At 43.1% G+C, this 24916-nt stretch carries 22 protein-coding genes; 14 read left to right on the plus strand and 8 right to left on the minus strand.

Annotated elements, in window-relative coordinates; genetic code table 11:
• Nucleotides 1-13 precede the first annotated feature (13 nt).
• From V7K15_RS21375 to V7K15_RS21395, 5 genes are all read left to right on the plus strand, one after another.
• A complete protein-coding gene (locus V7K15_RS21375) occupies nucleotides 14-718 on the plus strand; it encodes a hypothetical protein (protein ID WP_334908519.1) in 705 nt (234 codons plus the stop codon).
• On the plus strand, nucleotides 715-2328 hold the full coding sequence (locus tag V7K15_RS21380; protein WP_334908521.1) for a hypothetical protein: 1614 nt from the start codon (nucleotides 715-717) through the stop codon (nucleotides 2326-2328). Before V7K15_RS21375 ends, V7K15_RS21380 begins: the two co-directional genes overlap by 4 nt.
• 95 nt (nucleotides 2329-2423) lie before the next feature.
• Nucleotides 2424-2993 carry a hypothetical protein gene (locus V7K15_RS21385; protein WP_334908690.1) on the plus strand — a complete coding sequence of 190 codons (570 nt, stop codon included), beginning with the start codon at nucleotides 2424-2426 and terminating at the stop codon, nucleotides 2991-2993.
• A 337-nt stretch (nucleotides 2994-3330) separates the two neighbouring features.
• The gene (locus tag V7K15_RS21390) at nucleotides 3331-3570 is read left to right on the plus strand and encodes a hypothetical protein (protein WP_334908523.1); all 240 of its coding nucleotides are present in this window, start codon (nucleotides 3331-3333) and stop codon (nucleotides 3568-3570) included.
• Nucleotides 3571-3634: 64 nt separating this feature from the next.
• Nucleotides 3635-3892 (plus strand): hypothetical protein, encoded by a 258-nt coding sequence (locus V7K15_RS21395; RefSeq protein ID WP_334908525.1) that lies wholly within the window; start codon nucleotides 3635-3637, stop codon nucleotides 3890-3892.
• 56 nt (nucleotides 3893-3948) lie between these two features.
• Here V7K15_RS21395 and plsY read toward each other — a convergent pair whose 3' ends face one another.
• The 4 genes from plsY to V7K15_RS21415 all read right to left on the minus strand — a co-directional run bounded on the left by plsY (nucleotide 3949) and on the right by V7K15_RS21415 (nucleotide 7435).
• Nucleotides 3949-4629: a glycerol-3-phosphate 1-O-acyltransferase PlsY gene (gene plsY, locus V7K15_RS21400; RefSeq protein ID WP_334908527.1), complete on the minus strand. Its 681-nt coding sequence runs from the start codon at nucleotides 4627-4629 to the stop codon at nucleotides 3949-3951.
• Between the two features lie 70 nt (nucleotides 4630-4699).
• Nucleotides 4700-5974 carry a DUF3086 domain-containing protein gene (locus V7K15_RS21405; protein WP_334908529.1) on the minus strand — a complete coding sequence of 425 codons (1275 nt, stop codon included), beginning with the start codon at nucleotides 5972-5974 and terminating at the stop codon, nucleotides 4700-4702.
• 130 nt (nucleotides 5975-6104) lie between these two features.
• Nucleotides 6105-6491 carry a DUF3119 family protein gene (locus V7K15_RS21410; protein WP_334908532.1) on the minus strand — a complete coding sequence of 129 codons (387 nt, stop codon included), beginning with the start codon at nucleotides 6489-6491 and terminating at the stop codon, nucleotides 6105-6107.
• 146 nt (nucleotides 6492-6637) lie between these two features.
• Nucleotides 6638-7435 (minus strand): MlaE family lipid ABC transporter permease subunit, encoded by a 798-nt coding sequence (locus tag V7K15_RS21415; RefSeq protein ID WP_334789244.1) that lies wholly within the window; start codon nucleotides 7433-7435, stop codon nucleotides 6638-6640.
• 456 nt (nucleotides 7436-7891) lie between these two features.
• Between V7K15_RS21415 and V7K15_RS21420 the strand changes: the two genes are divergently transcribed.
• From V7K15_RS21420 to V7K15_RS21440, 5 genes are all read left to right on the plus strand, one after another.
• The gene (locus V7K15_RS21420) at nucleotides 7892-8188 is read left to right on the plus strand and encodes a hypothetical protein (protein WP_334908534.1); all 297 of its coding nucleotides are present in this window, start codon (nucleotides 7892-7894) and stop codon (nucleotides 8186-8188) included.
• Between the two features lie 535 nt (nucleotides 8189-8723).
• The gene (gene sppA, locus V7K15_RS21425) at nucleotides 8724-9545 is read left to right on the plus strand and encodes a signal peptide peptidase SppA (protein ID WP_334908535.1); all 822 of its coding nucleotides are present in this window, start codon (nucleotides 8724-8726) and stop codon (nucleotides 9543-9545) included.
• Between the two features lie 114 nt (nucleotides 9546-9659).
• A complete protein-coding gene (gene aroH, locus V7K15_RS21430; RefSeq protein ID WP_334908537.1) occupies nucleotides 9660-10058 on the plus strand; it encodes a chorismate mutase in 399 nt (132 codons plus the stop codon).
• 72 nt (nucleotides 10059-10130) lie between these two features.
• On the plus strand, nucleotides 10131-10682 hold the full coding sequence (locus tag V7K15_RS21435) for an opioid growth factor receptor-related protein (protein ID WP_334908539.1): 552 nt from the start codon (nucleotides 10131-10133) through the stop codon (nucleotides 10680-10682).
• Between the two features lie 477 nt (nucleotides 10683-11159).
• Nucleotides 11160-11324, plus strand: a complete 165-nt coding sequence (locus V7K15_RS21440; protein WP_334908541.1) for a hypothetical protein — start codon at nucleotides 11160-11162, stop codon at nucleotides 11322-11324.
• A gap of 59 nt (nucleotides 11325-11383) precedes the next feature.
• On the opposite strand, the gene crtR is transcribed toward V7K15_RS21440, so the two are convergent.
• Complete coding sequence (crtR, locus tag V7K15_RS21445; protein ID WP_334908692.1) at nucleotides 11384-12274, minus strand: beta-carotene hydroxylase; 891 nt, start codon at nucleotides 12272-12274, stop codon at nucleotides 11384-11386.
• A 380-nt stretch (nucleotides 12275-12654) separates the two neighbouring features.
• Between crtR and pyk the strand changes: the two genes are divergently transcribed.
• Nucleotides 12655-14424: a pyruvate kinase gene (gene pyk, locus V7K15_RS21450; protein ID WP_334908543.1), complete on the plus strand. Its 1770-nt coding sequence runs from the start codon at nucleotides 12655-12657 to the stop codon at nucleotides 14422-14424.
• A 208-nt stretch (nucleotides 14425-14632) separates the two neighbouring features.
• Here the strand turns inward: pyk and V7K15_RS21455 are convergent, their stop codons facing one another.
• The gene (locus V7K15_RS21455) at nucleotides 14633-16417 is read right to left on the minus strand and encodes a M61 family metallopeptidase (RefSeq protein ID WP_334908545.1); all 1785 of its coding nucleotides are present in this window, start codon (nucleotides 16415-16417) and stop codon (nucleotides 14633-14635) included.
• A gap of 58 nt (nucleotides 16418-16475) precedes the next feature.
• Nucleotides 16476-18071, minus strand: a complete 1596-nt coding sequence (locus tag V7K15_RS21460; protein WP_334908547.1) for a cellulase family glycosylhydrolase — start codon at nucleotides 18069-18071, stop codon at nucleotides 16476-16478.
• A gap of 577 nt (nucleotides 18072-18648) precedes the next feature.
• On the opposite strand from V7K15_RS21460, the gene V7K15_RS21465 reads away from it, so the two are divergent.
• Complete coding sequence (locus tag V7K15_RS21465; RefSeq protein WP_334908549.1) at nucleotides 18649-19455, plus strand: hypothetical protein; 807 nt, start codon at nucleotides 18649-18651, stop codon at nucleotides 19453-19455.
• 428 nt (nucleotides 19456-19883) lie between these two features.
• On the opposite strand, the gene V7K15_RS21470 is transcribed toward V7K15_RS21465, so the two are convergent.
• Entirely contained in the window at nucleotides 19884-20693 is an 810-nt protein-coding gene (locus V7K15_RS21470) for a hypothetical protein (RefSeq protein WP_334908551.1), read from the minus strand.
• 197 nt (nucleotides 20694-20890) lie between these two features.
• Here V7K15_RS21470 and V7K15_RS21475 point away from each other — a divergent pair, with 197 nt between their 5' ends.
• Both V7K15_RS21475 and V7K15_RS21480 read left to right on the plus strand, forming a co-directional pair.
• A complete protein-coding gene (locus V7K15_RS21475; protein WP_334908553.1) occupies nucleotides 20891-22549 on the plus strand; it encodes a porin in 1659 nt (552 codons plus the stop codon).
• Nucleotides 22546-24903: a tetratricopeptide repeat protein gene (locus V7K15_RS21480; protein WP_334908555.1), complete on the plus strand. Its 2358-nt coding sequence runs from the start codon at nucleotides 22546-22548 to the stop codon at nucleotides 24901-24903. Before V7K15_RS21475 ends, V7K15_RS21480 begins: the two co-directional genes overlap by 4 nt.
• Nucleotides 24904-24916: the final 13 nt, after the last annotated feature.

Below are 24916 nucleotides of genomic sequence, written 5' to 3' on the forward strand. Positions count from 1 at the left end.
TAATTAATTATTAATGCAATTACTCAAACCAGAAAATAGGACAAATAGCCCTTTACCAGTGTTGGTAGTAGGAACATTTGGTTTACATCTATTTACCTTGCTTTTACTAATATTTAACGGGTCTATGTTACAACAGTTAAGTAGGCAACTCACACCTCAAAGTTTAGTGCAACTTGTTGATGGTCACACTATAACCGTAGACCCTCAACCAAATTTAGAGCGGCAACCAGAGGCTATTCGTCGCTTTGTGGGTGAAACAATGACCTTAATGCTTACCTGGTCACAAGAACAGCCGCCAACACAAGTCTGGGAAATTACCTCCCAACTGGTAGCTGATGATTTTAAACAAAAACTTAAGTCAGAACTTACTAACTTAAATCCAGATAGCCAATTTGAAAATGTTAATAGAGGAGCGGAGAATGTATTAGTAATCCAAAAAATTTCTCAACCTACAGAAATAGACAATGGAAAGTGGAAAGTGGATATAGTTGCCAATCAATTAATTTTTAGCAGTTATGATAAGTTGGGAAAATCAGTTTCCTTTAATAAACAAATTTTAGTTAGAGCCATAGATCAACCAGCACCTTCACTACCGAATGCAGCACTACCGTTGCACTTCGCAGCTTACCGCCTTGGTGAAGCCAGACTAGAAATTTATAATGTATGTGAAATCCAAGATCAAAATTGTTCTGTAAATCCAACCAAAGCTCTACCATGACTAGATACTCAATTCCTACGGAAACGCCTCCCCAAAATGGATTTACTCTAACCACCGACGATGGCCAACCAAAAGTAGAATCTTTAGATTGGGAATCACAGATGTCAAGGTTGGTCGGCTTTGAAGAAGAATCTTCTACTGATATCCCCGGATCAGAAGACTCTGTAACGGCGCAAGAGTTTCTTTCTCAACCGCAACAAGTTCAGACTAAACAAGCCTTCTCATCTAATCCCTTTGCAAAGTTAGCTTTGGTAGGGGCTGCTACCTTAGTGATAGTTTTGGTCGGTGGTGTGTTTTTGTCCAAGTTGATGAGTACCAGCAGTCAAAAACCAAAAAATATTGTTTCTCCAGAAGCGCGATCGCAGCCCATTAATGAATCTAGCTCTCAACAGCTAGGATCTGAAGTAGATAGTCTGAAAACCAAATTAGCCCTGACTGAACAAGCACAGTTGGTAAAAGCCGCCCAACAACAGCTCAGAATTGCCAAATCAACGCCGATAGTAGCCTTACAACAACCGTCAGTTTCTTCCAGAGATATACAGAAAGTGATACCAACACCTGCACCAACAGTTTACGTACCTCGTCCCGTAACAGTTGAGCGCATCGTTAAAGTACCTGCTTCTCAACCTTCGTCATCACCCCAGCTACCAGTTGTCAAGCCAAACGCCGAACTGGTAGTCAATATAACTCCACCATCTCCACCAAGCCCGCTTGAAGAGTGGACAAGGTTAGCAAAGTTAGGTAGCTATGGTCAAGTAAATGCTACCAATCAAGCGATCGCAGCTGCTCCAGAACTTACAAACAATACGCCGGCGCCAGAACAGAAACCAAACCCCAATCCTGACCAAACCACTCCTGCGGTGAGCCAAGCGCAACCGCAGGGACAGAAAACCGTACCAGTCGGGACTAGTGCTAAAGCTGTGTTGGCGACAGCGATATTTGGGGAAACTACTAAGTCAAGCGGTGGTAATGAAGGAGGCGAACAGAAAAATGTATTTGTGATCCGATTGCAAGAACCGTTAAAATCTACAGATGGTGCGATCGCTCTACCTGCAAACACCGAATTTCTAGCTGAAGTTGGTTCTCTTTCCGAACAAGGTCTTTTGCAGATGAACGTAGTTAAAGTCATCTCAAAAAATAATGGCAACCTTACAGAACGAAGCTTACCTAACAATGCAATTATTATTCGCGGTACTCAAGGAAAACCTTTAATCGGAAATAAATTTCCCAGTCAAGGTTCATCCATAGCATCGATGGATGCAGGACTATTCGTTTTGGGAGGTATTAGTAAAGCAGCCGAGTTAGTAAATCTCCCTGATACTCATCTCCAAGCAATTTCTAGTCCTATAGTTCCCACTAACACTAACGGCGACGCCTCTCCCAACCAACAAGCTTCACAAGCACAAGCTTATACTTCTTATACTACTGTCACTGAGCCTAGACGCAACCTTGCAGCTGGGGTTCTGGAAGGTGGTTTGAATTCTGTAGTACCCCAAATTGCCCAACGTAATCAACAAGCCATCGCCCAAATGTCACAACAAAATGGTGTTTGGTTTTTGCCAGCAGGCACAAATGTTGAAATATACGTTAATCAAGCAACGGAGCTTTAGGAGTTAGGATTTATACTAATTTTAGATTTTGGATTGGGTAATGATAATTGGTAATTAGTTTTCTTTCCATCTTTGGGATCTCCACATTTGCAACCATGAAAAATAATCCTAAATTGTCAGGAAATACCCCACATAATTTTTATTTCCTACCTATAGCTTCCTTAATTTTCTCGGTTGCTATGTTCTTGTTAGTAGGGCGTGCTGTAGCTAATAATGCCGTTCTGCGTTCTATCTTTTCCTGCCAAGCACAGGGCTTAGGCGGACTAATACCTACGATCACGATTTGGTATCAAGAAGGAACAAACTTAAGCTTTATTCCGGCTGGAGAAGTAATTAAAAAAGTTTGGTTAAACGATCCATCACAGGTAACTATAGATTTTGATGGCCCGGTATGTATGCAGTTTGGTCAACAAGCTAATGCTAGTTCAGGAGATTGTAAAAACTCCGCAGCGAATGTAATTCAACTCAGACGGATTGCGAAACTGGACATTCCTGGACTTCCTCCTACTAGCAATACACTTTTAACAGTTGTTACCGAAGGGCAAGGTAAAAAAAAGTTGTATACTTTTCGAGTGCTATATGGAACAGATAACCCGGAATATCACACTTTAGCAATTTTTCCCGATTCTGGTCAGGAAGGATCATGTGCAAGAGTTGGACAATAAACTTCTAGCAAAAGTACTCAATGAAGCCTTGTTTGATAATCATTTGAGGTTTTTCGATGTACTGCCTAGATTTTCGATCCCCTCTAACCCCCTTTAAAAAAGGGGGAACTAGAATCTTTTGCCCCCTTTTTAAGGAGGTTGGGGGATCTAAAACTACGGGAAATTGCGTGTTTTAGCTTAAGTTGACACGCATGATTCATGAATTGCCCCTACGCCTGTAAGTCTATTTACCTAAAAATAGCTGTAAACCGACATCTTTATAAATCTTCAGACAAAACCTAACCAGAAATTTTCAATTCGTGCAAATATAAAGAAAAGCTTAAGAGGTTACAGACTCATGGTCAGTGCCAAAATGATGCAACAGCTCTGGGCTGTAATCGAGTCTACCCAGGTCAGCACCCTGCTCCAGTTTGACGATGCTGCTTTAGTACAATTGCTCCTCCAGCAGCTAAAAGTTAAGCAGGGGATTGATGCTCAGGCAGATAGCACCCTCAATACTTATATCAAATCTAAATTGCCCCTGATTCGTGATACAGCTGAAGGTCGATTATCCTTCGGGCAAGGCGGCAATTATTAGCACGAGAAATCAAATGATTGCTCATTGCCAAGTATACGCTCAGAGTTCAAACAATTGAATTATTATGAATCACTGGCTAGTAATTGCCCTGGTAGCTTATCTAATTGGAGCAGCGATTGAAGGGGTGAGTACAGCCAGTCAGCTATCTCATTTAGTGCCAGAACTACCTAAAAGTACACAAGCTGATCCTTCAGAGTCTGCGACTGGGAATAGTTCGAGTTGGAGAGTTGTGGCCGCGATCGGCTCAGTAAGTATCTGTGGAGCTTTTTTGTGGCCTTGCCGCCTTTTCCATCGTTTGATTAAAGGAAACGTTCGTTCGTAAGCCTAGCCCTGGCTGAAGCATGGAGGCAAAAAATATATCTATTTGCGGTTGATCAATTATGCAGTTTGTTCTGGTTCTGTGGCTACATTTTGCCCAATTTTTGGCTCCGTTCCCGCAAGCAGTCGTTCAATATTAGTGCGGTGGCGCAAAATCACATATAATCCCCCGGCAATCCCAAACAGAACATAGGGTAACGGTTGATGCAAAAGTACCATGAAAATGGAACCTGCGATCGCACCTGCAATTGAACTCAAAGAGACAATCCGCGATATCGCTACGACGACGGCAAACACACCTGCTGTTGCTAAACCTATCTGCCAACTCATTGCCAACAAAATCCCCAAGCTAATAGCAACAGATTTACCACCGCTAAAGCCCAAAAAAATCGATTTACTATGTCCCAGGATAGCAGCTAACCCAGCTAAAGTTACCATCCACGGTTGCCACAGTTCTGCATCTACCGTTGGGGGGATATAATTTTGAATTGGCTCAAAATTGAACAACCAGTAAACTAGAGCGATCGCTAATACTCCCTTTAAGGAATCAAGTACTAAAACCAATGCTCCTGGACCTTTCCCCAAGGTTCTTAATACATTAGTTGCGCCAGTAGAACCTGAACCAACTTCCCGAATATCAATACCTTTTAACTGCTTCACAGCGATGTAGCCAGTGGGAAAAGAACCCAGCAGGTAAGCTATGACGACAATTGCTGCGCACAGAGTTAACCAAATAGCCATAATCCAATTCACGCATTCAAAATTTAAAAAAGTCAAGAGGTATTACTCTTGACCAATGACCAATGACTAATTAAAAGTCATCATCATAGTTTCTCACTGCTTTGGGGTCAGGGGCAAAGGCTAACCACAGAGGAAATTGCAGCAGTGACAAACTGATTTGCTCTTCTGAATCGTCAATGATAATTAAGGGCAGTTGATTGGCTTTCGTCAATCGGTCTGCTTTTTGAGCCACAGCATCAGATGCTTCAAATAATACCACACCTCTGTCTGGCCCGAAATCTGGGCGACCGATTCCCAGGCAGTCTTGCAAGCCGCGCCGCCATTCACCTAATCGCTCCGGTGTGTTAGCTAAGACTAAAGTACGGACGCGATCGCCATACAGCTTATGTAATATCGAAATTGTGGCTGAGGCAATCAGAATATTCTGTAAGCGGCTACCCATTGTCCGCAAACCACCCCGTCCCCCTTGGGTAAAAAACCAGTTGGAGACTCGTTCAGCGTGAATTGGTTCAAAAGTGCGGCGTAGTTGCCACGCTGGCCCATAGTAATCTGGTTTATTGCGGTATTGGTCAATTAGGCGGCGAATTTGCTTTGTAGTATCTTGAAACTGCTGTTGGGCAAATTGGGGTATTCCAGGTTGGGATTCAACTGGTTTAGCCTCTTTTATAGATGGTTTTTCTCGTTCTACCACACTTGGCGTCAGTTGCAACTGTTCAGCAGCAGAGGCCAAATCCTGTAAGCTACCCGTGAGATAATCTTTAAAACCCTGCACCCGAATTGCCAAGTCTTGGGATGTACCCGCAAAAGTGGTTCGCATCTCGTTGCGGATACGTTCTTGACGGCGTTCTAGCTGTTCTACAGAAATTTGTAGGGTTTGTTTGCGTTGTTCCAACTGCACCAGCGACTCTTGCACAAGTCGTCCCAGCGAGGTTTGAGTTTCACTCACTTGGGACTGAAGGTTTTTGTAAGAAGCTTGCAGCTTGGCTATTTCTGACTTGAGAGCTGCCTCGGCGCTCTGCAACTCTGCCACTCGCTGCTCTGCTTCTGCATATAATGAATTATTTTCTGATCCTATTTCTAACCCCAGTGGGACATTTTCCGCTTCTAACTGCCCTACAAACTCGCCATTTGAATTTTCTGTTAGCTCTACTGGAGAATCTACCACTTCTGCATTGGAGATGAGTGGCTCAGAAGTTGAGTAGCCTTCTGATGAGCTAATGGCTTCTGTTTTTACCACTGACTCAACAGATGGATTTACTGGATGAACAAATGCATTGTTCTGTTCTGGTTTTTCTGCCAACCGCTCATCAATTGGCTCTGGGGTTTGAGATGCCTCTGAGTTCATAAACAATAGTGTAATTCCGATGACGCGAATAAATAGCTTTCAGAAATATTACAATTGACCTGCCATAAAAGTCCTGAGTGCTGAGTTATGAGTTTAAAGCAAAACAACTCAGCACAGATAGCACTCAACACTAAATACGTGGACAACGTTGTTCCAAGCAAGTTTTCAAGGTGTTGGGGTCAAATAAAATCGGCAAAAAGTGAATACTTTTAATTTCTTTAAAGTAAAATAGGATGGGGATTCCATTCCAGAATATCCGCCAGTTTTGCCATTCCTGGTAGGGAAAGCGCCGAATCAATTTTTCGCCTCTGTAAATATCTAAGTCGGTGGCGGTAAATTGCAAACGCAGCGTTAACGCCTGAAACATGAGAAACAAACCATACAGTGTGAAAATGGAGCCTACCCACGGTTGTACCAACAGTAGTGGAATAGCGGCAACCACCAACACTATAGGTATATTGTAACTAGGCTTGAGTTCCACAGTTGATGTAGAGTTAGGAGCGAATGAACTGGTCACAGTTTTAAATCCTGCTTTATTTAGTAGGCATCTCTCCTATTTTAGGAGTCAGGAGTTAGGAGTTAGAGACGCGATTAATCGCGTCTGTACAGGAGTTAAAAGTTATGATTTAAAATTCCTCACTCTTAACTCATAACTCTTAATTTTTATGGGCTTTGTATAAATGCACTGCCAGTCCCCTGAAACATTAACCAAGAAAGAAAAAAGTTGCTAACAAATATAACTAGCAAGGCAGTGACAACAGCAGTTGTGGTTGATTGTCCTACACCTTTGGCTCCTCCTGTTGTCGTTAACCCCCAACTGCAACCAATTACAGCGATTAAAATGCCAAAGCAACACGCCTTAATCATGGCGCTAAAAATATCCCAGATCCCAAGAAAGTTACGGGCTGAGTCTAGAAATACCGTATCAGACAGGTTGTAGATATTTGTCGCAATTATTAATCCCCCAAACATCCCTGTTACCAAAGACAGGAGAGTTAAAATTGGTAGCATTAAACAGCAAGCAAGGACGCGCGGGATAACTAGGTAATCGATTGGATCTGTTCTTAACATCAACATGGCATCGATTTGTTCTGAGACTCGCATTGTACCGATTTCTGCGGCAAAGGCAGAACCGACTCGTCCGGCCAAAACCACTGCTGTTAAGACGGGAGCGAGTTCTCGTGTCAAGGCTATAGAAAGCACTCCGCCGATAACGTTTCCTGCCCCAAAGTTGATAAATTCCCGCGCCACCTGAATGGTAAACACCGCGCCAACGAAAATAGCCGTCACGAGGGCAATAAATAGGGAATCTGGCCCAACTGCTGCCATTTGTTGTAAGGTGTTGCGCCGATGGATTTTGCCCTTTAATAGGTGAACTAGTACTTGCCCACCCAGAAAAATCGCTGACAGCAGCCGCTGACTCCATTTTCCTAAACTGGATTCGGATGTAGTCTGATTCAATGTTCTGTAGCTAACTCGGTAACTGCTTTAAGAATAGCGGAAGTCATGGGAATGGGGAATGGGGAATGGGGAATGGGGAGAATGAAAATTACCTCTTTCCCCTCTGCTTCTTCTTCCCCTACTCCCATTCGGCTACGCTCACGGCAAGCCCACTCCCTTAAGAAAACTAAACATTAACTTAGATTAAAGAGGCTCTCAGAAAGTGAAGTTGCTATTAAAGGTGCTGCAAAACAATAAATAGCTGCTAGCGTTGGCTCTAATATTGATTCTGCAAGGGTTTTGGAGATTGAAGTCATTTGTGATAACCCCAGCATATGCTGTAACTGATAGTTGTTTATTTTAATTAAAACTTAAGATTTTTGACAGATTGTCTGTTGGGAAGCGATCGCCCGTATTGTAGAAAATGAGAAACCGCTATCGGGCTATTGTCATTTCTACTCACGGAGTTTGTCCTAAATGACTATTTTCACTAACTTTCTCCGCTCTTTACTACTGACGATCATTTTTAGTTTTGTCGCTCCCATGCTCCTAGTTGGCGGCGGATTACTCCTTCTATCCCTGAGCAGTCACTTCCCTGGTTTACAAGAGTTAACTGAGGCGATCGCTATTCAGATTAGGCATTTTCTCGCTACCTTTGGCAGTGGAACTCCCCTACGCGGATTATTTGTGATTAGCTTGACCTGTACTTTCGTTGGCGCACTGTTTGATATGTACGTTTATTATCGGTGTCAAATTTTACGAGTAGGTTCATGAGTAATTGAAATACCTTCGTCAGTTGCTCATGGGCTGTAGAAGCGAGGAAAAAGTCATATTTCCAAAGGTGAAAGTACTACTGGCCTTAACTTAGATAGGGATTAATGTTGCTGAATGAATTTTTCTTAATTAAATTCAGTGCCGAGGTTATTGATTAAATACTTATTATTCATTAGTTATTAGTTATTAATTACTGACAACTAGTGGAGGTGCGCGATCGTAGTAAACCAATCCTCAAAAAGTCAGAATACCAAGGGTTTTATAATTTTCAGTTCCGCAAAACAGTTAAAAGAATCCCTGCTAAATCATCACGTTAAACGCTAGACTAGAGTTTGGCATTTTGTGTTAGGTGCAATCTTTTAGGACTGAATTAGTATTCATTGAGAATATCAAATAAAACTCCCTGTAAAATATAAAATTTTCCTTAAAATCCTGATGAGCAGAATGACTGCTAATGTTTCTTAACAGAGTAAAGCAGGGCGTCTGACCGTTGGGCATCTTATATTGAATTTATTACGAGGTATGTTGACAGCTCATGGTTTGGCCGTTTAAGCCCAAGTTTAGAAAACAAATTGCGCGGATTGAAATTACCGGTGCGATCGCCGGTGCTACTCGCAAACGCGTCCTAGAAGCCCTGAAAACTGTAGAAGAAAAAAAGTTTCCGGCATTATTGCTACGTATCGATAGTCCTGGCGGTACAGTCGGAGATTCCCAAGAAATCTACAGCGCCCTGAAGCGTTTGCGCGAAAAAATCAAAATCGTCGCTAGCTTTGGCAATATTTCGGCTTCTGGAGGAGTCTACATCGGCATGGGAGCCGAACACATCGTCGCCAATCCAGGTACAATTACGGGTAGTATTGGTGTGATTCTGCGTGGTAATAACTTGGAACGCTTGCTAGAAAAAATCGGTGTTTCCTTCATGGTAATTAAGTCTGGCCCTTACAAAGACATTTTAGCTTTCGACCGGGAACTGACTCAACCAGAAGCAAACATCCTGCAAGAATTGATTGACACAAGTTATCAGCAGTTTGTCCAAACGGTAGCTGATGGCCGTTCTTTAGCAGTAGAAACTGTGAAAACTTTCGCCGATGGTCGGATTTTTACTGGACAGCAAGCCCTAGAGTTGGGTGTTGTAGACCGCCTGGGTACAGAAGAAGATGCCCGTCGCTGGACAGCAGAACTAGTCGGACTTGATCCGGAAAAAACTCTCTGTTATACCCTAGAAGAACGTAAACCCTTATTGAGTCGCTTTCTTCCAGGGAGTCGTCAGTTTTCATCAGGAATTGGAGCTGGTATTGACTGGCTGGAATTTGAAATGTCTACCAGTGGTTTACCGTTGTGGTTATATCGACCCTGATATGAGTTAGGAGTTATGAGTGAGAAGTTATGAGTTAAAAATCTTAACTTCTCGTTCTTAAGTCCTAATTCCTCACTTTTTTGTTTTAAGGAGGATTTTGGCGTGGAGTGGCAAATGCGGGCTATTCGCGGAGCAACAACCGTTTCAGAAAATACCGTTGAGGCAATGCGAGAGGTGGTGACAGAACTACTAGATGAACTAGAAAACCGGAATCAATTCCAGCCGAGGGACATGATTAGTGTGACTTTCTCAGTGACACGCGATTTGGATGCTATTTTTCCAGCGGCGATCGCCAGAGCGCGTCCTGGTTGGGATAATGTGGCCATGTTGGATGTGCAGCAAATGCACGTCGAAGGCAGCTTACAGCGCTGCATTCGGTTCTTAATCCACGCCTATCTGCCAGCCTCCGCCTCAATTCATCATATCTATTTACGCAACGCCGCTAGTTTGCGTCCCGACTGGAGTTTGCCCCAGATACAAACATCACAGCCAGCAGTTAAGTCAAAAGTGTAAGTGATTTAAGAAAATTAATGTAAAAAAACTACAAAATTAGCTACTGATGTTGATTTGTGAAGGGAGTTTGCAATGAATCATCAAAAACAACTTACTGCAATGCTTGTTCCGTTCTACTTAGGGGAGCAAAGAGATTCAGAAGGTCGCACGATTCAACAGATGTGGATTTGGAATTTTGAAGAATTAGAGTGTACCCACGATTACATTCAGTGGTTGTTCCCTTTGCCTGAGCGAAGTGCATTCAACCGTGATGCACCCATTGTTGATAAAGAAATAATTCAAGCATTTCAAAGCAACCCACACTTACGTCAAAATTTGCTGCGCTCCTTGACAGTTATGCTTCAGTTTTATGGGTTGCAACGCCACCAGGGTAATGACGGAAAAATAGTTGTCAGCCAGTCAGAAGACTATCCGAATCGCAAACGCGAATGGGTCTGTATATTTGACCACAATTATCTACGCATCACTCGTATATTAAAGTACTTAATGACATTTAGATTGGATAATGAAGCCCAAGCGTTTTATGAATGTTTGCGAAAAATCTACCGTGAGGATAGCGATAAGATTGGAGGTGAAACATTTCAGTATTGGACAATTGCAGTTAAACCCAATGCGACAATCTAACAATCTCGTTGAATGCCGATGCGATTGAGATGGTTGCTTGAGATTCAGAGTCTGATGTACTTTGAGGCTATCTTGAGGCGATCGCGCCTATTATAAAGCAATAGGGTTCAGTTAAGGATAGTTGTAGGTTGGGTTTCACTTCGTTCAACCCAACTAACCACAAAAAATGTTGGGTTTAGTTCCTCAACTGAACAAATCTCAAATTTGAGCCTTATCAATCATGCCTAGAGTGACTGAGCTTCTAAATCAAATCGTTGAATGGGTGCAGCAGACTTTAGGAAGTTTCAGGTTCATCAATCAAATCCAATACTTCCAAAGCGATGCCAATCACCAACGTTGTGTTGATATATTACCTCGGCTACTAGCCCCTTTACTAACAACTTGGTCTTATTTTACAGAAGCCATGTATTTGTTAGGTCGCATGGTGGATGGTCTGCACAGCAGGAGCTATGGGGCTATGTTGTTGATCAGATTCTTTTGTTGCACCACAATAATGTAGAAGAACAAGAAAGAATGCGATCGCTAATGGAGCAATATCGAGATATCCCAATGGATTTGGCAGATGCTTCATTGATAGCCACTGCTGAAACCTTAAATCAGAAGCGAATTTTTACTCTTGATCAGAAGCGGGTGACTCACTAGATGAGTTTTTAGATCACTTTCCTAGTGTCAGCCGTGAGCAAGCGATCGCTTTATCAACTCTATTCTTTGTGATGATGAAACCGAATTCCTAAAAAGATGTCATAAACAAACTCAAAAAAGTCCTTTTTCTGTAACAATCCTGAAGTTTGATAACATCCTTTTTCATCTAAAAGTGGCTTCATGAGATAATATGCAGGCTGGTAATTATACCAAGGAATAGAAGGCCACAAATGATGAACTAAATGGTAATTTTGTCCCATAATCAGGATATTGAGAACTGGGTTAGGATAAACGCGAGCATTTTTCCAGCGATCGCGCTCCGCAAAAGGACGATGAGGCAAATAGTCAAAAAATAATCCCAGTGCTATCCCCACCACAAAAGCTGGTATAAACCAAAAATTCAGAATGTAACCTAAAAAGTGGTATTGCACTGATATATAAACAATTACACCGACAATTAAGCGGCTGATGAACCATTCTAATAGCTCATATTTACGCCATAGTTGCCGTTGAAAGAAAAATACCTCGTGGTATAAAAACCGCACTGCAATCAACCATAGCGGGCCACCAGTAGAGACATAATGATCTGGATCGTTTTCGGGATGATTAACATGGGCATGATGCTGCAAATGCACCCGCGTAAATACTGGAAAAGCAAAAGCTAGCATCAACGCACTGCCATGCCCTAACATTGCATTGATCACCCGATTGCGATGGGCAGATTGGTGACAGGCATCGTGAATTACCGTCCCAGCACAATGCAAGGCAATAGTATTGACGCTAAAGCACAGCCAGTGCGGCCATTCCCAAAGCCAGTAACCAAAGCTAGATAACACCAGCATTGCCACAGCTACGAAAAACAGCAGTAGCGTGCGATTGAAATCACCAGGAGGCGCTAAAAATTCCTTGGGTGGGATTATCAGTGGCTTTTGTGCCTCCGATGTGATCATTTCTGACATTGACTCCTTCTTTACCAAACATTACGAATATACGATAAAAAATGAGGGAATAATAAACTTTTGCAAAGTTTTGTATACCAATATTTATCTACAGCTTTGCATATCACTAGATGAATAACGCTATGATTCCAGACGAGGCCAAGTCTTTACTCACAAGTGGGGTATGACAATCGCCAATAAGTTGATCGGATAAACTCCTTCGTGAGGAGGATGGAGACAAGATTGATGTACTATATCTAGTCTAACCCACAGCCCCTACTCTCCCATAAACCCTCTCTAACTGCTTATATTTATTGATATAGCAGTGACTGAAAAGGAGATGCCACTTAAGTTACGATGACTTCCCAGATAGCTCCCTAATTTCAGCCCCTATGCAATTAAGAGATTCTCTGCGCCGGACAAAAATTGTCGCTACTATTGGCCCCGCCACTAGCAGTCCTGAAATCCTGAAGGCGATTATTGAAGCGGGAGCCACGACGCTGCGGCTAAACTTCTCCCACGGAACTCATGCCGACCATCAGCGTAGTATTCGCTTAATTCGGCAAACCGCCTTTGAATTAAATCAGCCAGTGGCTATTCTCCAAGACTTGCAGGGCCCAAAAATTCGCTTGGGGAAGTTTGACAACGGGTCTATAGTTTTGGCAAAAGGCGATCGCTTCACCTTGACAAATCGTCCAGTGGTCGGTATGCAGGAAATTAGCTGCGTTACCTACGATTATTTAGCCGAAGAAGTCCCGGTTGGCGCAAAAATCCTCCTTGATGATGGACGAGTAGAAATGGTCGTGGAGGAGATTAACCGCGACAAAGGTGATTTGCATTGTCGCATTACCGTGCCTGGTAAACTTTCTAACAACAAAGGTGTAAACTTTCCCGGCGTTTACCTGTCAGTTAAGGCAATGACCGACAAAGACCGAGAGGATCTGATGTTTGGTCTCGATCAGGGTGTAGATTGGGTGGCGCTTTCCTTTGTCCGCAATCCGCAGGACATGATCGAAATTAAAGAGCTAATTTCCAGTACAGGCAAGCAAGTGCCAGTGATTGCCAAAATTGAAAAGCACGAAGCCATCGAACAAATGGAGGCGATTCTGGCTTTGTGTGATGGCGTAATGGTTGCCAGAGGCGACTTAGGGGTGGAATTGCCAGCAGAAGATGTTCCCGTACTCCAAAAGCGGCTAATTGCCACAGCAAATCGCTTGGGGATTCCGATCATCACCGCCACTCAAATGTTAGACAGCATGGTGAGCAATCCCCGTCCCACTCGCGCTGAAGTGTCGGATGTGGCAAATGCGATTTTAGATGGCACGGATGCGGTGATGCTCTCCAATGAAACCGCAGTGGGTAGCTTCCCTGTAGAAGCAGTAGCGACGATGGCACGGATTGCCGAGCGCATGGAGCAGGAAGAAGTCCAACACTTAAACTTACGTTCTGCCAGAGATGCCCGCCGCTCTATTCCCAATGCGATTAGTCAAGCTGTAGGTCAAATCGCCGAACAACTAGGGGCAGCAGCAATCATGACCCTAACGCAAACTGGGGCAACAGCTCGCAATGTCTCTAAATTCCGTCCCCAGACACCGATTTTGGCAGTGACACCCCATGTGAATGTGGCGCGACAGCTACAAATGGTGTGGGGAGTAAAACCTCTGTTAGTACTAGGATTACCTTCCACTGGTCAGACATTTCAAGCTGCGATCAACGTGGCTCAGGAACTTAAGTTACTGTCTGAGGGTGATTTAGTAGTGATGACTGCTGGCACACTCCAGGGAATTTCCGGCTCCACAGATTTGATTAAGGTTGAGGTGGTGACGGCAATATTAGGTCACGGAATTGGACTAGGACAAGGTTCAGTTAGTGGTCGCGCAAGGGTGGCTAATACTGGCATGGATGTTAGTAACTTTAATCACGGAGACATATTGGTTGCACCTCGAACTAGTGCAGATTTTGTGGAGGCAATTCGCAAAGCTGCCGGGATTATTACGGAAGAGGAAAGTCTCACAAGTCACGCAGCAGTGATTGGTTTACGTCTCGGTGTGCCAGTGATTGTTGGCGTAAAGCAGGCAACGCAGGCGATTCGGGATGGGGCGATTATAACGCTGGATCTGCAAAGGGGTTTGATTTACTCTGGAGCGGTGAGAACGCATTAGGACTAGGGGTGCGATTCGTTGGTTAGTGAATCACGGTAATCAGTCCGTAAAATAACTAATCCAGCCCGACAGCAGATTTAGGAGAGACGCGATTAATCGCGTCTGTAAAGGAGTGGGGAGTGGGGAATCTCACTTCTTTACTCAAAACTCGGAACTCAAAACTCGGAACTGTTTTGCCCAATGCCCCATGCCCAATGCCCAATGCCCTTTATCGAAAAGTTACGATCGCAACCCCAAGCCATCCAGCAAAGTTTTGCTCCTGTGTGGAGTCAGGATGCTCAACTGGTTTTACTTTATATCCAGTGGGATGTGGTGACGCGAGGGTAATGGAATAGGTAAGCAGTTCGTCTTGGTGGAAAACTGTGACTTCGATTGTATCGTTTGCTTGGTAATCTTTCAGGCGATCGCTTAAACTATTCCCCGTTACCTTAATCCCATCAATTGCTAACAACTCATCACCTGCATCAATTCCCCCTACTTGTGCAGGTGAACCAGTCTCCACAAACTTAATCATCTCCCGCCCATTCTCTGTATTTATTCTCACACCCAAATAAGGTTCTTCTTGCTGATCTGCTACCAACTGCAAGCCAAAGGGTTCTAAGTACTGATTCAAGGGCAAATCGTCAATGCCATCAATGTAGCGTTTAAAGAAATCAGTCAAATCGATTCCGGCAACAGATTCTATAACTTCCTGCAGCTGTTCTGGAGTATAGCCAATTTCAGCTTGCCCAAATTGCTGCCACATTTTCTGCATTACGTCATCGAGCGATCGCTGATTGTTGTGAGTAGAGCGAATCAGTAAATCCAGCAACAACGATACCATTTCTCCTTTTAAATAGTAAGAAATTTGGGAATTACCGCTATTGGCATCTGGGCGATAGAGTTTTATCCAGGCATCAAAACTCGACTCGGAAACGGGTTGTACCTTGCGCCCCGGTGTCATTTCATATCTGGTAATTTCTTTGCCCAAGTTACTCAAATACGATTTAACATCATAAATTCCCGCCCGCAAAGGAATTAACAAGTCATAGTAACTAGTAGTGCCTTCACAAAACCACAATGATGGTGTGTAGTTTTCCTGGTCGTAATCAAAAACCTCTAATGCTTTTGGGCGAATTCGTTTGACATTCCACAAGTGAAAGAACTCGTGTGCTACCAATTGGATAAAGCGATCGTACTTTTCCTGAGCGCGAAACCCAAAACGCTGGTAAATTAAGGAGCAACAATTTTTATGCTCCAAACCGCCAAAAGCTTGGCTAAATAAGTGTAGCAGAAACACGTATCTTTCATAGGGCAAACCCCCGAACATCTGCGCTTCTACCTGGACAATTTTTTGGATATCAGCAATCATCTGCTGGGCTTGGAAATTACCCTGTCCCCAGATTGCCAGTTCGTGGGGTTTTCCCAAAACCTCAAATTTATACAATTGGTGGCTACCAATCTCAAAGGGAGTATCTACCAGAGTATCAAAATCGCTAGCCAAGAAAGTATTCGTTTCCTCAGCAACGGTTGGTAGGGCAGTAGTTACCTGCCATTCCGGGTGTGGTGGTACGATAGTGACGCGAATCGGTTGGTTCTCCCAGCCTGGTATTCTAAAAAATAGTGCCGCACCGTTAAAATAACCGTGCGTGGTATCTAAGTGATTTGTCCGTACCGAAAGCTCATTGGCAAAAACGCGATAACGTACAGTTAATTCTGAAACACCTATTTTGTCTACCTGCCAGTGATTTTTGCTGATCTTCCGCCAAGGTAAAGGCTTATCCTCTGCAAAAGCCGCAAAATTTTGTAAATTCTTGGCATATTCCCGGACTAAGTAGGAACCGGGTGTCCACACCGGCAATTTTAAATCGAGAATCGGCGAAGAATAATTGGCAAGGCGTAAAGTTACCTCAAACAGATGGGTTTCTGGTTGGGGCATTGCCACCAGATAATGAATCGTTGGACCGGTTTCCTGGACATAGATATTGGGACGGGTTGCTGTTGCTTCAGTCATCTTGTGTGCTGAGTTAATAGTCGATAGGTGATTTTTTCCATCATGACAAATTCGCCTTTTAACTTTTGACTTTTATTTGCTGCGGTTGGTAGTCAGAACCAAGTTTATTGGCACAAAAGCCGATATCGCGTACTTGATTTGGTTCAATTATTTTTCCCCAGACCAAAGGAGTCACTACATACTGTATCGCTCCTTGCTGCTTAAAATCTGCGTTCCAAGAATTATTAATCGTAGCTTGGTTCATATTAAATACCAGCTGCCAATTACTAACCTTGGTATTACCCTGATTTGTAATTTTAAAACTGACACAAAATCCAGTTTTCCAGTTGGAATTAATGTCAGTAGTCACTTTTAGTTGGACAGTACTAGTAGGAGATGGCGATACAGAAGGAGTCGGAGTTGGGGAAACAGGAGGATTACTCGGTTGATTTGGCGGTTGAAATTGTACAGGTGAGAGCAGCTGGGACAGTAATTGCTGCTTGGGTAGATCAACAGTTTGCCAATCATCTAGTAAAATTCCGCCCGTATCACTACTATCAGGATTCCAACTCCAGTAAGTAAAACTCAAGTTATTTTTTTGAATGTATTTCACCAATTCATTTTGCCAAATTCCTTCTTTGGAATTTAAGTCTACTTTTCGTCCCCCAAACTCCCCAATTAAGATGGGAGCAATATTATCACTAGCGATATAGTTAAATCCTATTTGCCAGCGTTCAATTAGATTTTTAGGAAAGTTAGAAGCAGAAAAGTAGCTTTGATTGTACACCCCAGCGCCGTACTCATGAGGAGAATAGACTAGTTTGTGAGAACGAGATAAACGTACTGGGTAACGCTTTACACCTTCTAAATTCCCCCCATGCCAATGCTCTAGCAGTTTTTGACCGGGGACATTCTTTTCTACTCCTTCAACGACAATCAGCCAATTAGGATTGACACTGAGAATGGCATTACCTGCGCGTTCTGCTGCTAGTCGCCAGTCGGTATTGATGTTGTTATCACCCCAGCTAGCTTTCCCGTGAGGTTCGTTTTTTAAGTCTGCGCCGATGACGTTAGCTTGATTTTTGTATCTGATGGCTAACATTTTCCAGGTATCGATCCAGTCTGCTTCGGTAAACCCATCTCCATACCATAATTCTGGAATTTGCTGGTCGTTGAGGCGATGGCTGTCGAGTAGGATTAGTAATCCTTGGCGTCCTGCTTCTTGAATAACTAAATCCATTACCTCTAAGGGGGTTTTACCTTGGAGTTCTATGTTGCTGCCAATTCCAAAGTCAATGCCACTTACATTAGGCGATCGCAATCCTGCCACAGAATAAGGTAAACGGATCACGTTATATCCCAAGCTTTTAATCTGCGCCAGCATTTCTTTATAATCTCGTTTCCATAAACCGTGAGGCGCGTGTGTATCTGTTTCCATACCGAACCAGTTAACACCTCTGGGCAATACAACCTTGCCTTTGGCATCCACAATTGTTTTACCAATCGTTGAAAGCGGCATATCTATGGGCGTCGCAGCTCTAGAAGCATCTAGCTGGATACTAGCAAAACTCTTAGTCAAAGTTATTACTAAAAATACCACTAAGCTTAAGGAAAATATCAGAAATTGGTTGTGTAACCGGAATGTTCTTGGTTTACCTTTAGAAATCACTCGCATAATTTTATTACCTTGTTTGAGGATTGATACCTAAGCTAAACTACCATAAATATAATGTAATAATTTTTACATATAAAATACTTTATCAGTATCTTCACTGAAAAATTGTTTTTATATATTTGACTACTTCATCAAGCATAAATTTTCTGATTCTGATTCCAAGGCATTTATTTGATAGCTTTTTAGTTACTAAATTAATATTCCGTACATTTAACCATCCTAGTAATCTTAGAGCAATATTTAGCTACTATTGTTTCTGTATCCGCAAAAATTAGATAGTCGAAGTCAAAAGCGCTAAAATCTTTGACAGGTAAATAGATATAAATTTATATCTATATTTTGCCCTTCCCTGGATCTAATCTATGATAGTTGGTTAATTTACATAAAATTTACGTAATTTACTGAGGTCTTCATCAATTATCTATTGAAATAATCTTGGATAGAGGATAATTTGGATACTAAGGCAGTACACATACTGACTGACCGTGAAAACTCTATATCAGCTAGATGTTAGAAGCGATAATTATATCTGCTGCCAACTACCCATTGTCTTTTATTTAACAAAAACTTTCCGATTATGACACTTTCTGTACTGCAAAAATTCTTACTACCACCTGCGATCGCTTCTCTAAGTGTATTTTCTTTAATGTCATTCCCTCTTGCGACATTAGGCGATAAACAAATTGCGATCAAATTCCAGGAAGAACCTATTTTTTATGGCAAACTTAGAGATATTGCTGTTCCTTACGTAATTTTTGCAACTGCACTTAGTATAGGGTCTGGAATTTTAGCACTTGCTTTGTGTGGTTGGCGAAATTCTTCCTCTAAATCAGCGAAAATTCAGCAGGAATTATCTAATCTAGAACAACACCTACAACAAAAAGAAGCATTACTAAAAGAATGGCAAGTTTCTGAGCCTCGGCTGCAAATTTCTGGATTGAGCGCTTTTTTAGATGACGAGATGCCTTTTGAGCAAGCTTTCACTTCAAAAAGCTCTGCAATAACTGTATCTCAACCTATTGAAGCGCAAACCTTGACACCGATGTACGCACAGCCAGTAAATCCTGTAGCAAAGGTTGCAACTCAAAAAAATACCACTACGACAATGGGAAATGTTGCTGGTACTTCTGCCTTTGCATCCGCTCAAGTTTTCCTTGGCTATGCTCAAGAAAATCCGAACAACATCAAAGGAATTGCTGCTACTGATGAAGTGAATCAAACACCAATTATGCCATCAGAATTTGAAGAGTTGCAAAAACAAATTAAAGAGATGATGTTACAGATGCAGGCAATGCAGAAGAATTTGCAAGTAACGCCCCAAGCAACAACTGCTGAGGTAGAATCCACACCTAAATTTCAGATATACTATAATACTGTTCTTTGAAATCTCCTCAAATCTGTTTATCAAACAGCAAAAGCTGACGACTTCACCCGTTGAAACCTCAACTAAAGATTGAATGTCTACGGATGTCCATGATTTAGATAGGAGGAGAAGGTTTAAAGCACTCCACAGCATAGGAGTACAGAGTAAGTATCTTTAGGTATGAATTTCCTCTGGGCTTCTTTCGTGAAGCTTGCCAAATTGCCACAACTCTCTTAATCAGGACAAGGACTTTTCTCTACAGACAATGCCCACTAAATTGGTGGTTGTTGGGTAATTAATATCTTGATGCCAGCGCTCATATTGAGGCTGGTATTCCAGTTTTTATTAGGACTTACGCAAAACTACAGGCGGTAGTTTTGCGTAAGTCCTGTTTATCTATCAAACATAGAGGAATGGAGGGCTACAGTAGTACCCCATGCTCAATATTCTCACCTGAGAAACTCTGGAGGAGTCACAGAGGCATTCGTCTGCCTATTTTTAGCCGGTGGAAGTAAGGTAGTTTTAGAAACTATGGATTGTGGCGGAATTTGATATCGGTTTCCCCAGCCACCATTCAAGTCTTCCGGTTGGAGACGAGGTGGTATTGTTTTCCCTGTAGGTAGGGGTATTGTTAAGGTTTGGCTAACTTGTAAATACTTTTCACCTTCGTTAGTAAAGCGAATCAACTTGCTTTCAAGCTTTTCAAGCTGTTGATTTTCTGACTTTAACTTTTGAGAGTTTTGATTATCTGACTGTTCCCACTGACTCGCAGGATCGAAAATAGCTACAAATTTAACATCACCTTCTGGAAACAGTCGTATTTGTGCTGGATTTACTTGCCAGACTTCCTGGAAACTGCCATTGGGTGAAACTTGCCACAGATTCAGCGCAGCCTCCCATTGTCCCTGTTTCACTTCCACAATTTGACGAGCCAGAATTGAACGGTTAGTATTCATGTCTGAGCTGGGCAAAGCTTCTGCTTGTCCTGATACTGGACGCAAATAGCGCACAGCGGCCACTGTAATCTTGCTAGACTCAGGCAGATTGCTACTACCGACTACGTTGTATACGCCTTTACTTGATATAGGTTGGACATTTAGAATTTGCATCTCCACCTTTTCTTGTGCTTTTTGAACACAGCCATAACTGGCAGCTAAAAGCATTAGGCAAATGCCTACCTGGAAATTAGCAGGAGATAAACCTTTAAATTTGGGAAGAATAGTCTTTAAATCAATATTTTTGATGATAAAAGGGAGCATTTTTTTGATTTCTTCCAAATAACTCATATTTTTACCTATTATGCCCAATTTTTTTTATAAATAACAAGTTTTATGACTTTTCATTAAATTAATTGAGAATTGCAAAGTTTATGCGATCTAGTGGTTAATACTCATTAAATTTGCTAAAGTTGCGACGTTAACTAACATAAATATGTAGTTGTTACCCAACTAGGCTGATGAGGCAAACAGTACTCGATTGCTACAAACTTACTTTTCCAAGCCAGTACCACAAGGTTTATGCACTGCTTTGCACTGTCGCCGTTTCGATTTGCTGGGTACTGGCAGTGAGCGAAAAGTCTTCAGCTCAAGTCAACCCATCTCAGCTAGAAGCTAGCGACTACCAATTGGGTTTAGTAAAAACGCTACCAGTGCCCAAATTTGTACAGCAGAAACCAGCCAACAATCTCCAACAACTGGAGAGTGTTTTTATCCAGCAGCAGGTGACTGGAAAAGCCCCAGCAGCACCACGTAATTCTGCTCTACCAAGAGTGGCAGCAGGTGGGGACACTTCTGACCTAAATTTAGGATTGCAGGGACAGATGAACGGCTTGGAGCCACCAATTAGCTCAGTAGTAGCTCCACCGGACAACTCGTCTGCAACGCCAGAATCAACTGCACCAGCAGCACCAACTTTTAATCAACTACTCAGTTCTCAAGCAGCTCCCCTGCCGCCACTTCCCAACTTGCCTGGAACGCAAGAATTCACTTCACCAGCAGCACCAACTTTTAATCAACAATTATTCAATCCAGAGGCAAAACCATCAGTCCCTAGTACCACTCCTACTCCCAACACAGTACTACCAGTTACGCAATCAATAACTACTCAACAACGCCGTCAGCTTAATAGCAGTAGTTTAAGGCAACCCTCTTTACAATTCCAAGGAGTTTATATCACCCAAGGCAGTGACACTACAGCACGAGCGAGAGTCACGGGAATCTACCCACTTTCTTCCCAAGCTGTGGTTGGGGCAACCCTGGATTTAACCAGCCAAGGCAGCAGCTTGGATGACTCTCGAAACGACGGTTTGAACATTAACGAGCTTTATTTGGCGACTTCTCTAGCAGGAGTGCCTAATCTACGGTTTGTGATCGGTCAATTAGATTTAACGTCTTATTTCGATCGCAACAGCTTTGCTAAAGATGGGGCTAGTCAATTCTTTAATCCGGTGTTTCAAACCAACCCAGCACTGGCAGCAACGGGGATTAGTTCACGCACTAGTTTGTTAGTCGATTGGAGTGTCACCGACAATATTGAAGCCAAAGCAGCTGTCTTTTCATCAGCCAACAAAATCGGTGACTTTTCTTTAGATGGATTTGCCGGAGAAATCGGCATCCGTTACGGCAATGCAATTATTCGTGGTACTTATACCACCGATCGCGACGCTGGTGTTGGTGATAGTTTCCTTGAAAGCTACAGCATTCCCAGAGGTAACAATCAATTTGGCCCTGATAAAAACGATCGCGAAGAAGCTTATGGACTCAACGCCGAAGTCTTTATTCCCAATCTGAAATTAGGTTTGTTTGGGCGCTATGGTCGCTACGAAAATCGCACTTTAGGAGAGGGTGCAAATACTTACGTCTTGGGAGCGAGTTTATTAGATACGTTTACCCCAGATGACCGACTAGGCGTAGCTTATGGACGCCCTCTTTCTAACGATAGCCTGCGTCGTGGAGACCGTCCCGATGTATTGGAAGCCTTTTATGATTTTAAATTTCTTGATAATCTGCGGCTAGGCTTCTCGGTTCAAGAACGTGATAATTTCTCCGATACAGTCTTCGGTATTAGGGTGAAATCAGAATTTGATCTGACTCCCAGAGGGAGAAGTAGTCAATGAGTCAAAACAACATAGATAAAAGGCAAAAGGCAAAAGCTAAAAAAATTAAATATCCTTCTTTTTTTACTTGTTCATTTTTGGTTTTTACTTACTTGGTAACTGTGCCGCCTTTGGGTAGCATTGCCCCTGCCCAAGCACAGAACTTATCGGCATCGGCACAAAAAGGTTTTGCATTGTTAAAAAAGGGCTTGATTAATGATGCGATCGCAGCCTTCCAGCAAGCCCTGAAAAGTCAACCGGAATCTTCGCCAGTTAGGTTAGGATTAGCGATCGCTTATCGCAAAGCCGGACGTATTCCCGAAGCTTGGAATGCTTATCAAAAAGTACTGGCGGTAGACTCCAACAACCAACTAGCTTTAAAAACGGTTGGTCTATTGGCAACTTATCGTCCTGAGTGGAACTTAAAAGGAATTGAGGCGCTGACAACTTTATTAGAGTTGAATCCCAATGACTCAGAAGCTCACAGTTACCGTGCTCAACTCTACTCCTACCAAGGACGATTAAGCGAGTCCTTGGCAGACTACCAAATCGCACTGAACAACAACCCCACACCAGAAGCAGTCCTTAGGGCAGCTCAAACTTATAGTTACAGTGGGGATTTCCCGAAAGCATTGGAGTTGTTTAACCGCTACCGCTCTAATGGCAAAGCGATTACAGGGTATGCAGCAGTAGCCTACGGTCACACCTTACGAGAAACAGGCAATCCGGCGGGGGCAGTAGAGGTGTTAGAAGCGCAGTTGCAACGCTCCAAGAGCCTTGACAACATAGCGATTGAAACTCGTAAAGAGCTGGCTGTGGCATACCTTGTAAATCAACAACCAGCCCAAGCATTGGCGGTCTTAGATGTATTACAGGGAAGACCAGATGCGATTTTGCCCTTAGCGCGATCGCTCAATGAAATTCGCAAGTACACCAATAACCCCACCCTTACCCAGCAAGTCTTCAATCTCTATCGTCAAGCCCTCCAAACCGATCCCAACCCTTCCCCCAAATTGCTGCGCGAAGTCGCTGATGTCTTTAGTGGGTTCCCCGAAGGACGACAAACAGCACTGGAACTATATCGACGAGTGTCCTTAGAATTTCCCAACGATCAAAGTTTGCAGGTACAGCAATTAGCTTTGGAAAATCAGCTAGGTTTACTCGGTAAAAATGACTTGAAACAGCGTTTGGGAACTGCAATCCAATCACTACCGAGCGATCGCGTCCAGTTACAACAGCTAGCTAATGCCTTAGTAAACATTGATGCTCCCGACCCAGAATTTTTACCTGTATATCAAAATATTTTGCAAACAGGGGTCAACGTACCGTTTTTGAATTTCCGGGTGGCACAAATGTATGTGCAGCGTCAAGATTTGAATGGTGCAAGGCAAGCGTTGGCAGCTTACACAGCCACCCCCGCAGGTGCTAAAGACCTCGCACCCCAGTTACTAGCAGCAGAAATTGAGCGTCGTGAAGGTAGTATCGAAGCTAGTGCCCAGCGTTACGAAGCTGTGCTTGCTAGTAAGCCAAATAGTAGCGATATTATTGATGCTGCTTTGGGCGGACTGGCGGGAGTGCGACTGCAACAAAAGCGTTTTGATCAGGCTGTAACAATTTATGACCAGCTAATAGCTCGCAATCCTCAAAATTTATCGATTCAACTGGGGCGTGCTAGTATCGCCTATCAAGCCAAGCGGATCTCTCAACCAGAAGCAGAGGCAGTTTTAAACAATTGGTTAGCTACACAACCTGCAACCAATACTCCTCCAGAACTATACAGTTTGCTAGGAGCGCTGCCTACAGATCCGCAAAGAGAAGCTTTATATAGTTACCTCCTAGAAGCTGATCCTAGTTCCATACCATTACAACTGCGCCTATTACAGGTGATCGCAAAACGTAATCCAGCCCAAGCACGAGCGCGGATGAAGCAGTTGATTGCTCGCATTCCCAAGACTTCTGACTCATACCAGTTGCAGGCAGAGTTAGCTCTGGCTGTAGGTAACTTGAATTTGGCCAGCAGTAGCTATGAGAATATTTTGGCGCAGCAACCAGATAACATCGATGCTCTCGCGGCTTTGGGCGGAATTCGCTTTGAACAGCGCCGCTTTGAATCGGCACAGGAGATTTATGCTCAAGTGTTGGCACAAAAACCAGAAGACAAAGGCACACGCCGCGCCCTCGCTGGATTGAATGCGATTTTAGATCAGCCTTTGACGGCGCTGGCGCAGCTAGAACAATTGGAATTAGAAGCAGCCGACGAAGGAGGAATTGATCGTGATGCATCTCGGCAAATACAGCAAATCCAAACAGACTTTCTGCTACGACGAGGATTTCAACCCCCTTGGGAAGATTATCAACGTCGTAGCAGGAATTAGCGATCGCTTAAAT

This window comes from Nostoc sp., assembly GCF_036919815.1.
In the GTDB taxonomy this organism is placed as follows: domain Bacteria; phylum Cyanobacteriota; class Cyanobacteriia; order Cyanobacteriales; family Nostocaceae; genus Nostoc.

What these genes read in the sequence shown, in the direction of transcription:
- V7K15_RS21375 (WP_334908519.1), top strand. Translation starts at nt 14, where the DNA reads ATGCAATTACTCAAACCAGAAAATAGGACAAATAGCCCTTTACCAGTG.
- V7K15_RS21380 (WP_334908521.1), top strand. Translation starts at nt 715, where the DNA reads ATGACTAGATACTCAATTCCTACGGAAACGCCTCCCCAAAATGGATTT.
- V7K15_RS21385 (WP_334908690.1), top strand. Translation starts at nt 2,424, where the DNA reads ATGAAAAATAATCCTAAATTGTCAGGAAATACCCCACATAATTTTTAT.
- V7K15_RS21390 (WP_334908523.1), top strand. Translation starts at nt 3,331, where the DNA reads ATGGTCAGTGCCAAAATGATGCAACAGCTCTGGGCTGTAATCGAGTCT.
- V7K15_RS21395 (WP_334908525.1), top strand. Translation starts at nt 3,635, where the DNA reads ATGAATCACTGGCTAGTAATTGCCCTGGTAGCTTATCTAATTGGAGCA.
- plsY (WP_334908527.1), bottom strand. Translation starts at nt 4,629, where the DNA reads ATGGCTATTTGGTTAACTCTGTGCGCAGCAATTGTCGTCATAGCTTAC.
- V7K15_RS21405 (WP_334908529.1), bottom strand. Translation starts at nt 5,974, where the DNA reads ATGAACTCAGAGGCATCTCAAACCCCAGAGCCAATTGATGAGCGGTTG.
- V7K15_RS21420 (WP_334908534.1), top strand. Translation starts at nt 7,892, where the DNA reads ATGACTATTTTCACTAACTTTCTCCGCTCTTTACTACTGACGATCATT.
- sppA (WP_334908535.1), top strand. Translation starts at nt 8,724, where the DNA reads ATGGTTTGGCCGTTTAAGCCCAAGTTTAGAAAACAAATTGCGCGGATT.
- aroH (WP_334908537.1), top strand. Translation starts at nt 9,660, where the DNA reads ATGCGGGCTATTCGCGGAGCAACAACCGTTTCAGAAAATACCGTTGAG.
- V7K15_RS21435 (WP_334908539.1), top strand. Translation starts at nt 10,131, where the DNA reads ATGAATCATCAAAAACAACTTACTGCAATGCTTGTTCCGTTCTACTTA.
- crtR (WP_334908692.1), bottom strand. Translation starts at nt 12,274, where the DNA reads ATGATCACATCGGAGGCACAAAAGCCACTGATAATCCCACCCAAGGAA.
- pyk (WP_334908543.1), top strand. Translation starts at nt 12,655, where the DNA reads ATGCAATTAAGAGATTCTCTGCGCCGGACAAAAATTGTCGCTACTATT.
- V7K15_RS21455 (WP_334908545.1), bottom strand. Translation starts at nt 16,417, where the DNA reads ATGACTGAAGCAACAGCAACCCGTCCCAATATCTATGTCCAGGAAACC.
- V7K15_RS21460 (WP_334908547.1), bottom strand. Translation starts at nt 18,071, where the DNA reads ATGCGAGTGATTTCTAAAGGTAAACCAAGAACATTCCGGTTACACAAC.
- V7K15_RS21465 (WP_334908549.1), top strand. Translation starts at nt 18,649, where the DNA reads ATGACACTTTCTGTACTGCAAAAATTCTTACTACCACCTGCGATCGCT.
- V7K15_RS21470 (WP_334908551.1), bottom strand. Translation starts at nt 20,693, where the DNA reads ATGCTCCCTTTTATCATCAAAAATATTGATTTAAAGACTATTCTTCCC.
- V7K15_RS21475 (WP_334908553.1), top strand. Translation starts at nt 20,891, where the DNA reads ATGAGGCAAACAGTACTCGATTGCTACAAACTTACTTTTCCAAGCCAG.
- V7K15_RS21480 (WP_334908555.1), top strand. Translation starts at nt 22,546, where the DNA reads ATGAGTCAAAACAACATAGATAAAAGGCAAAAGGCAAAAGCTAAAAAA.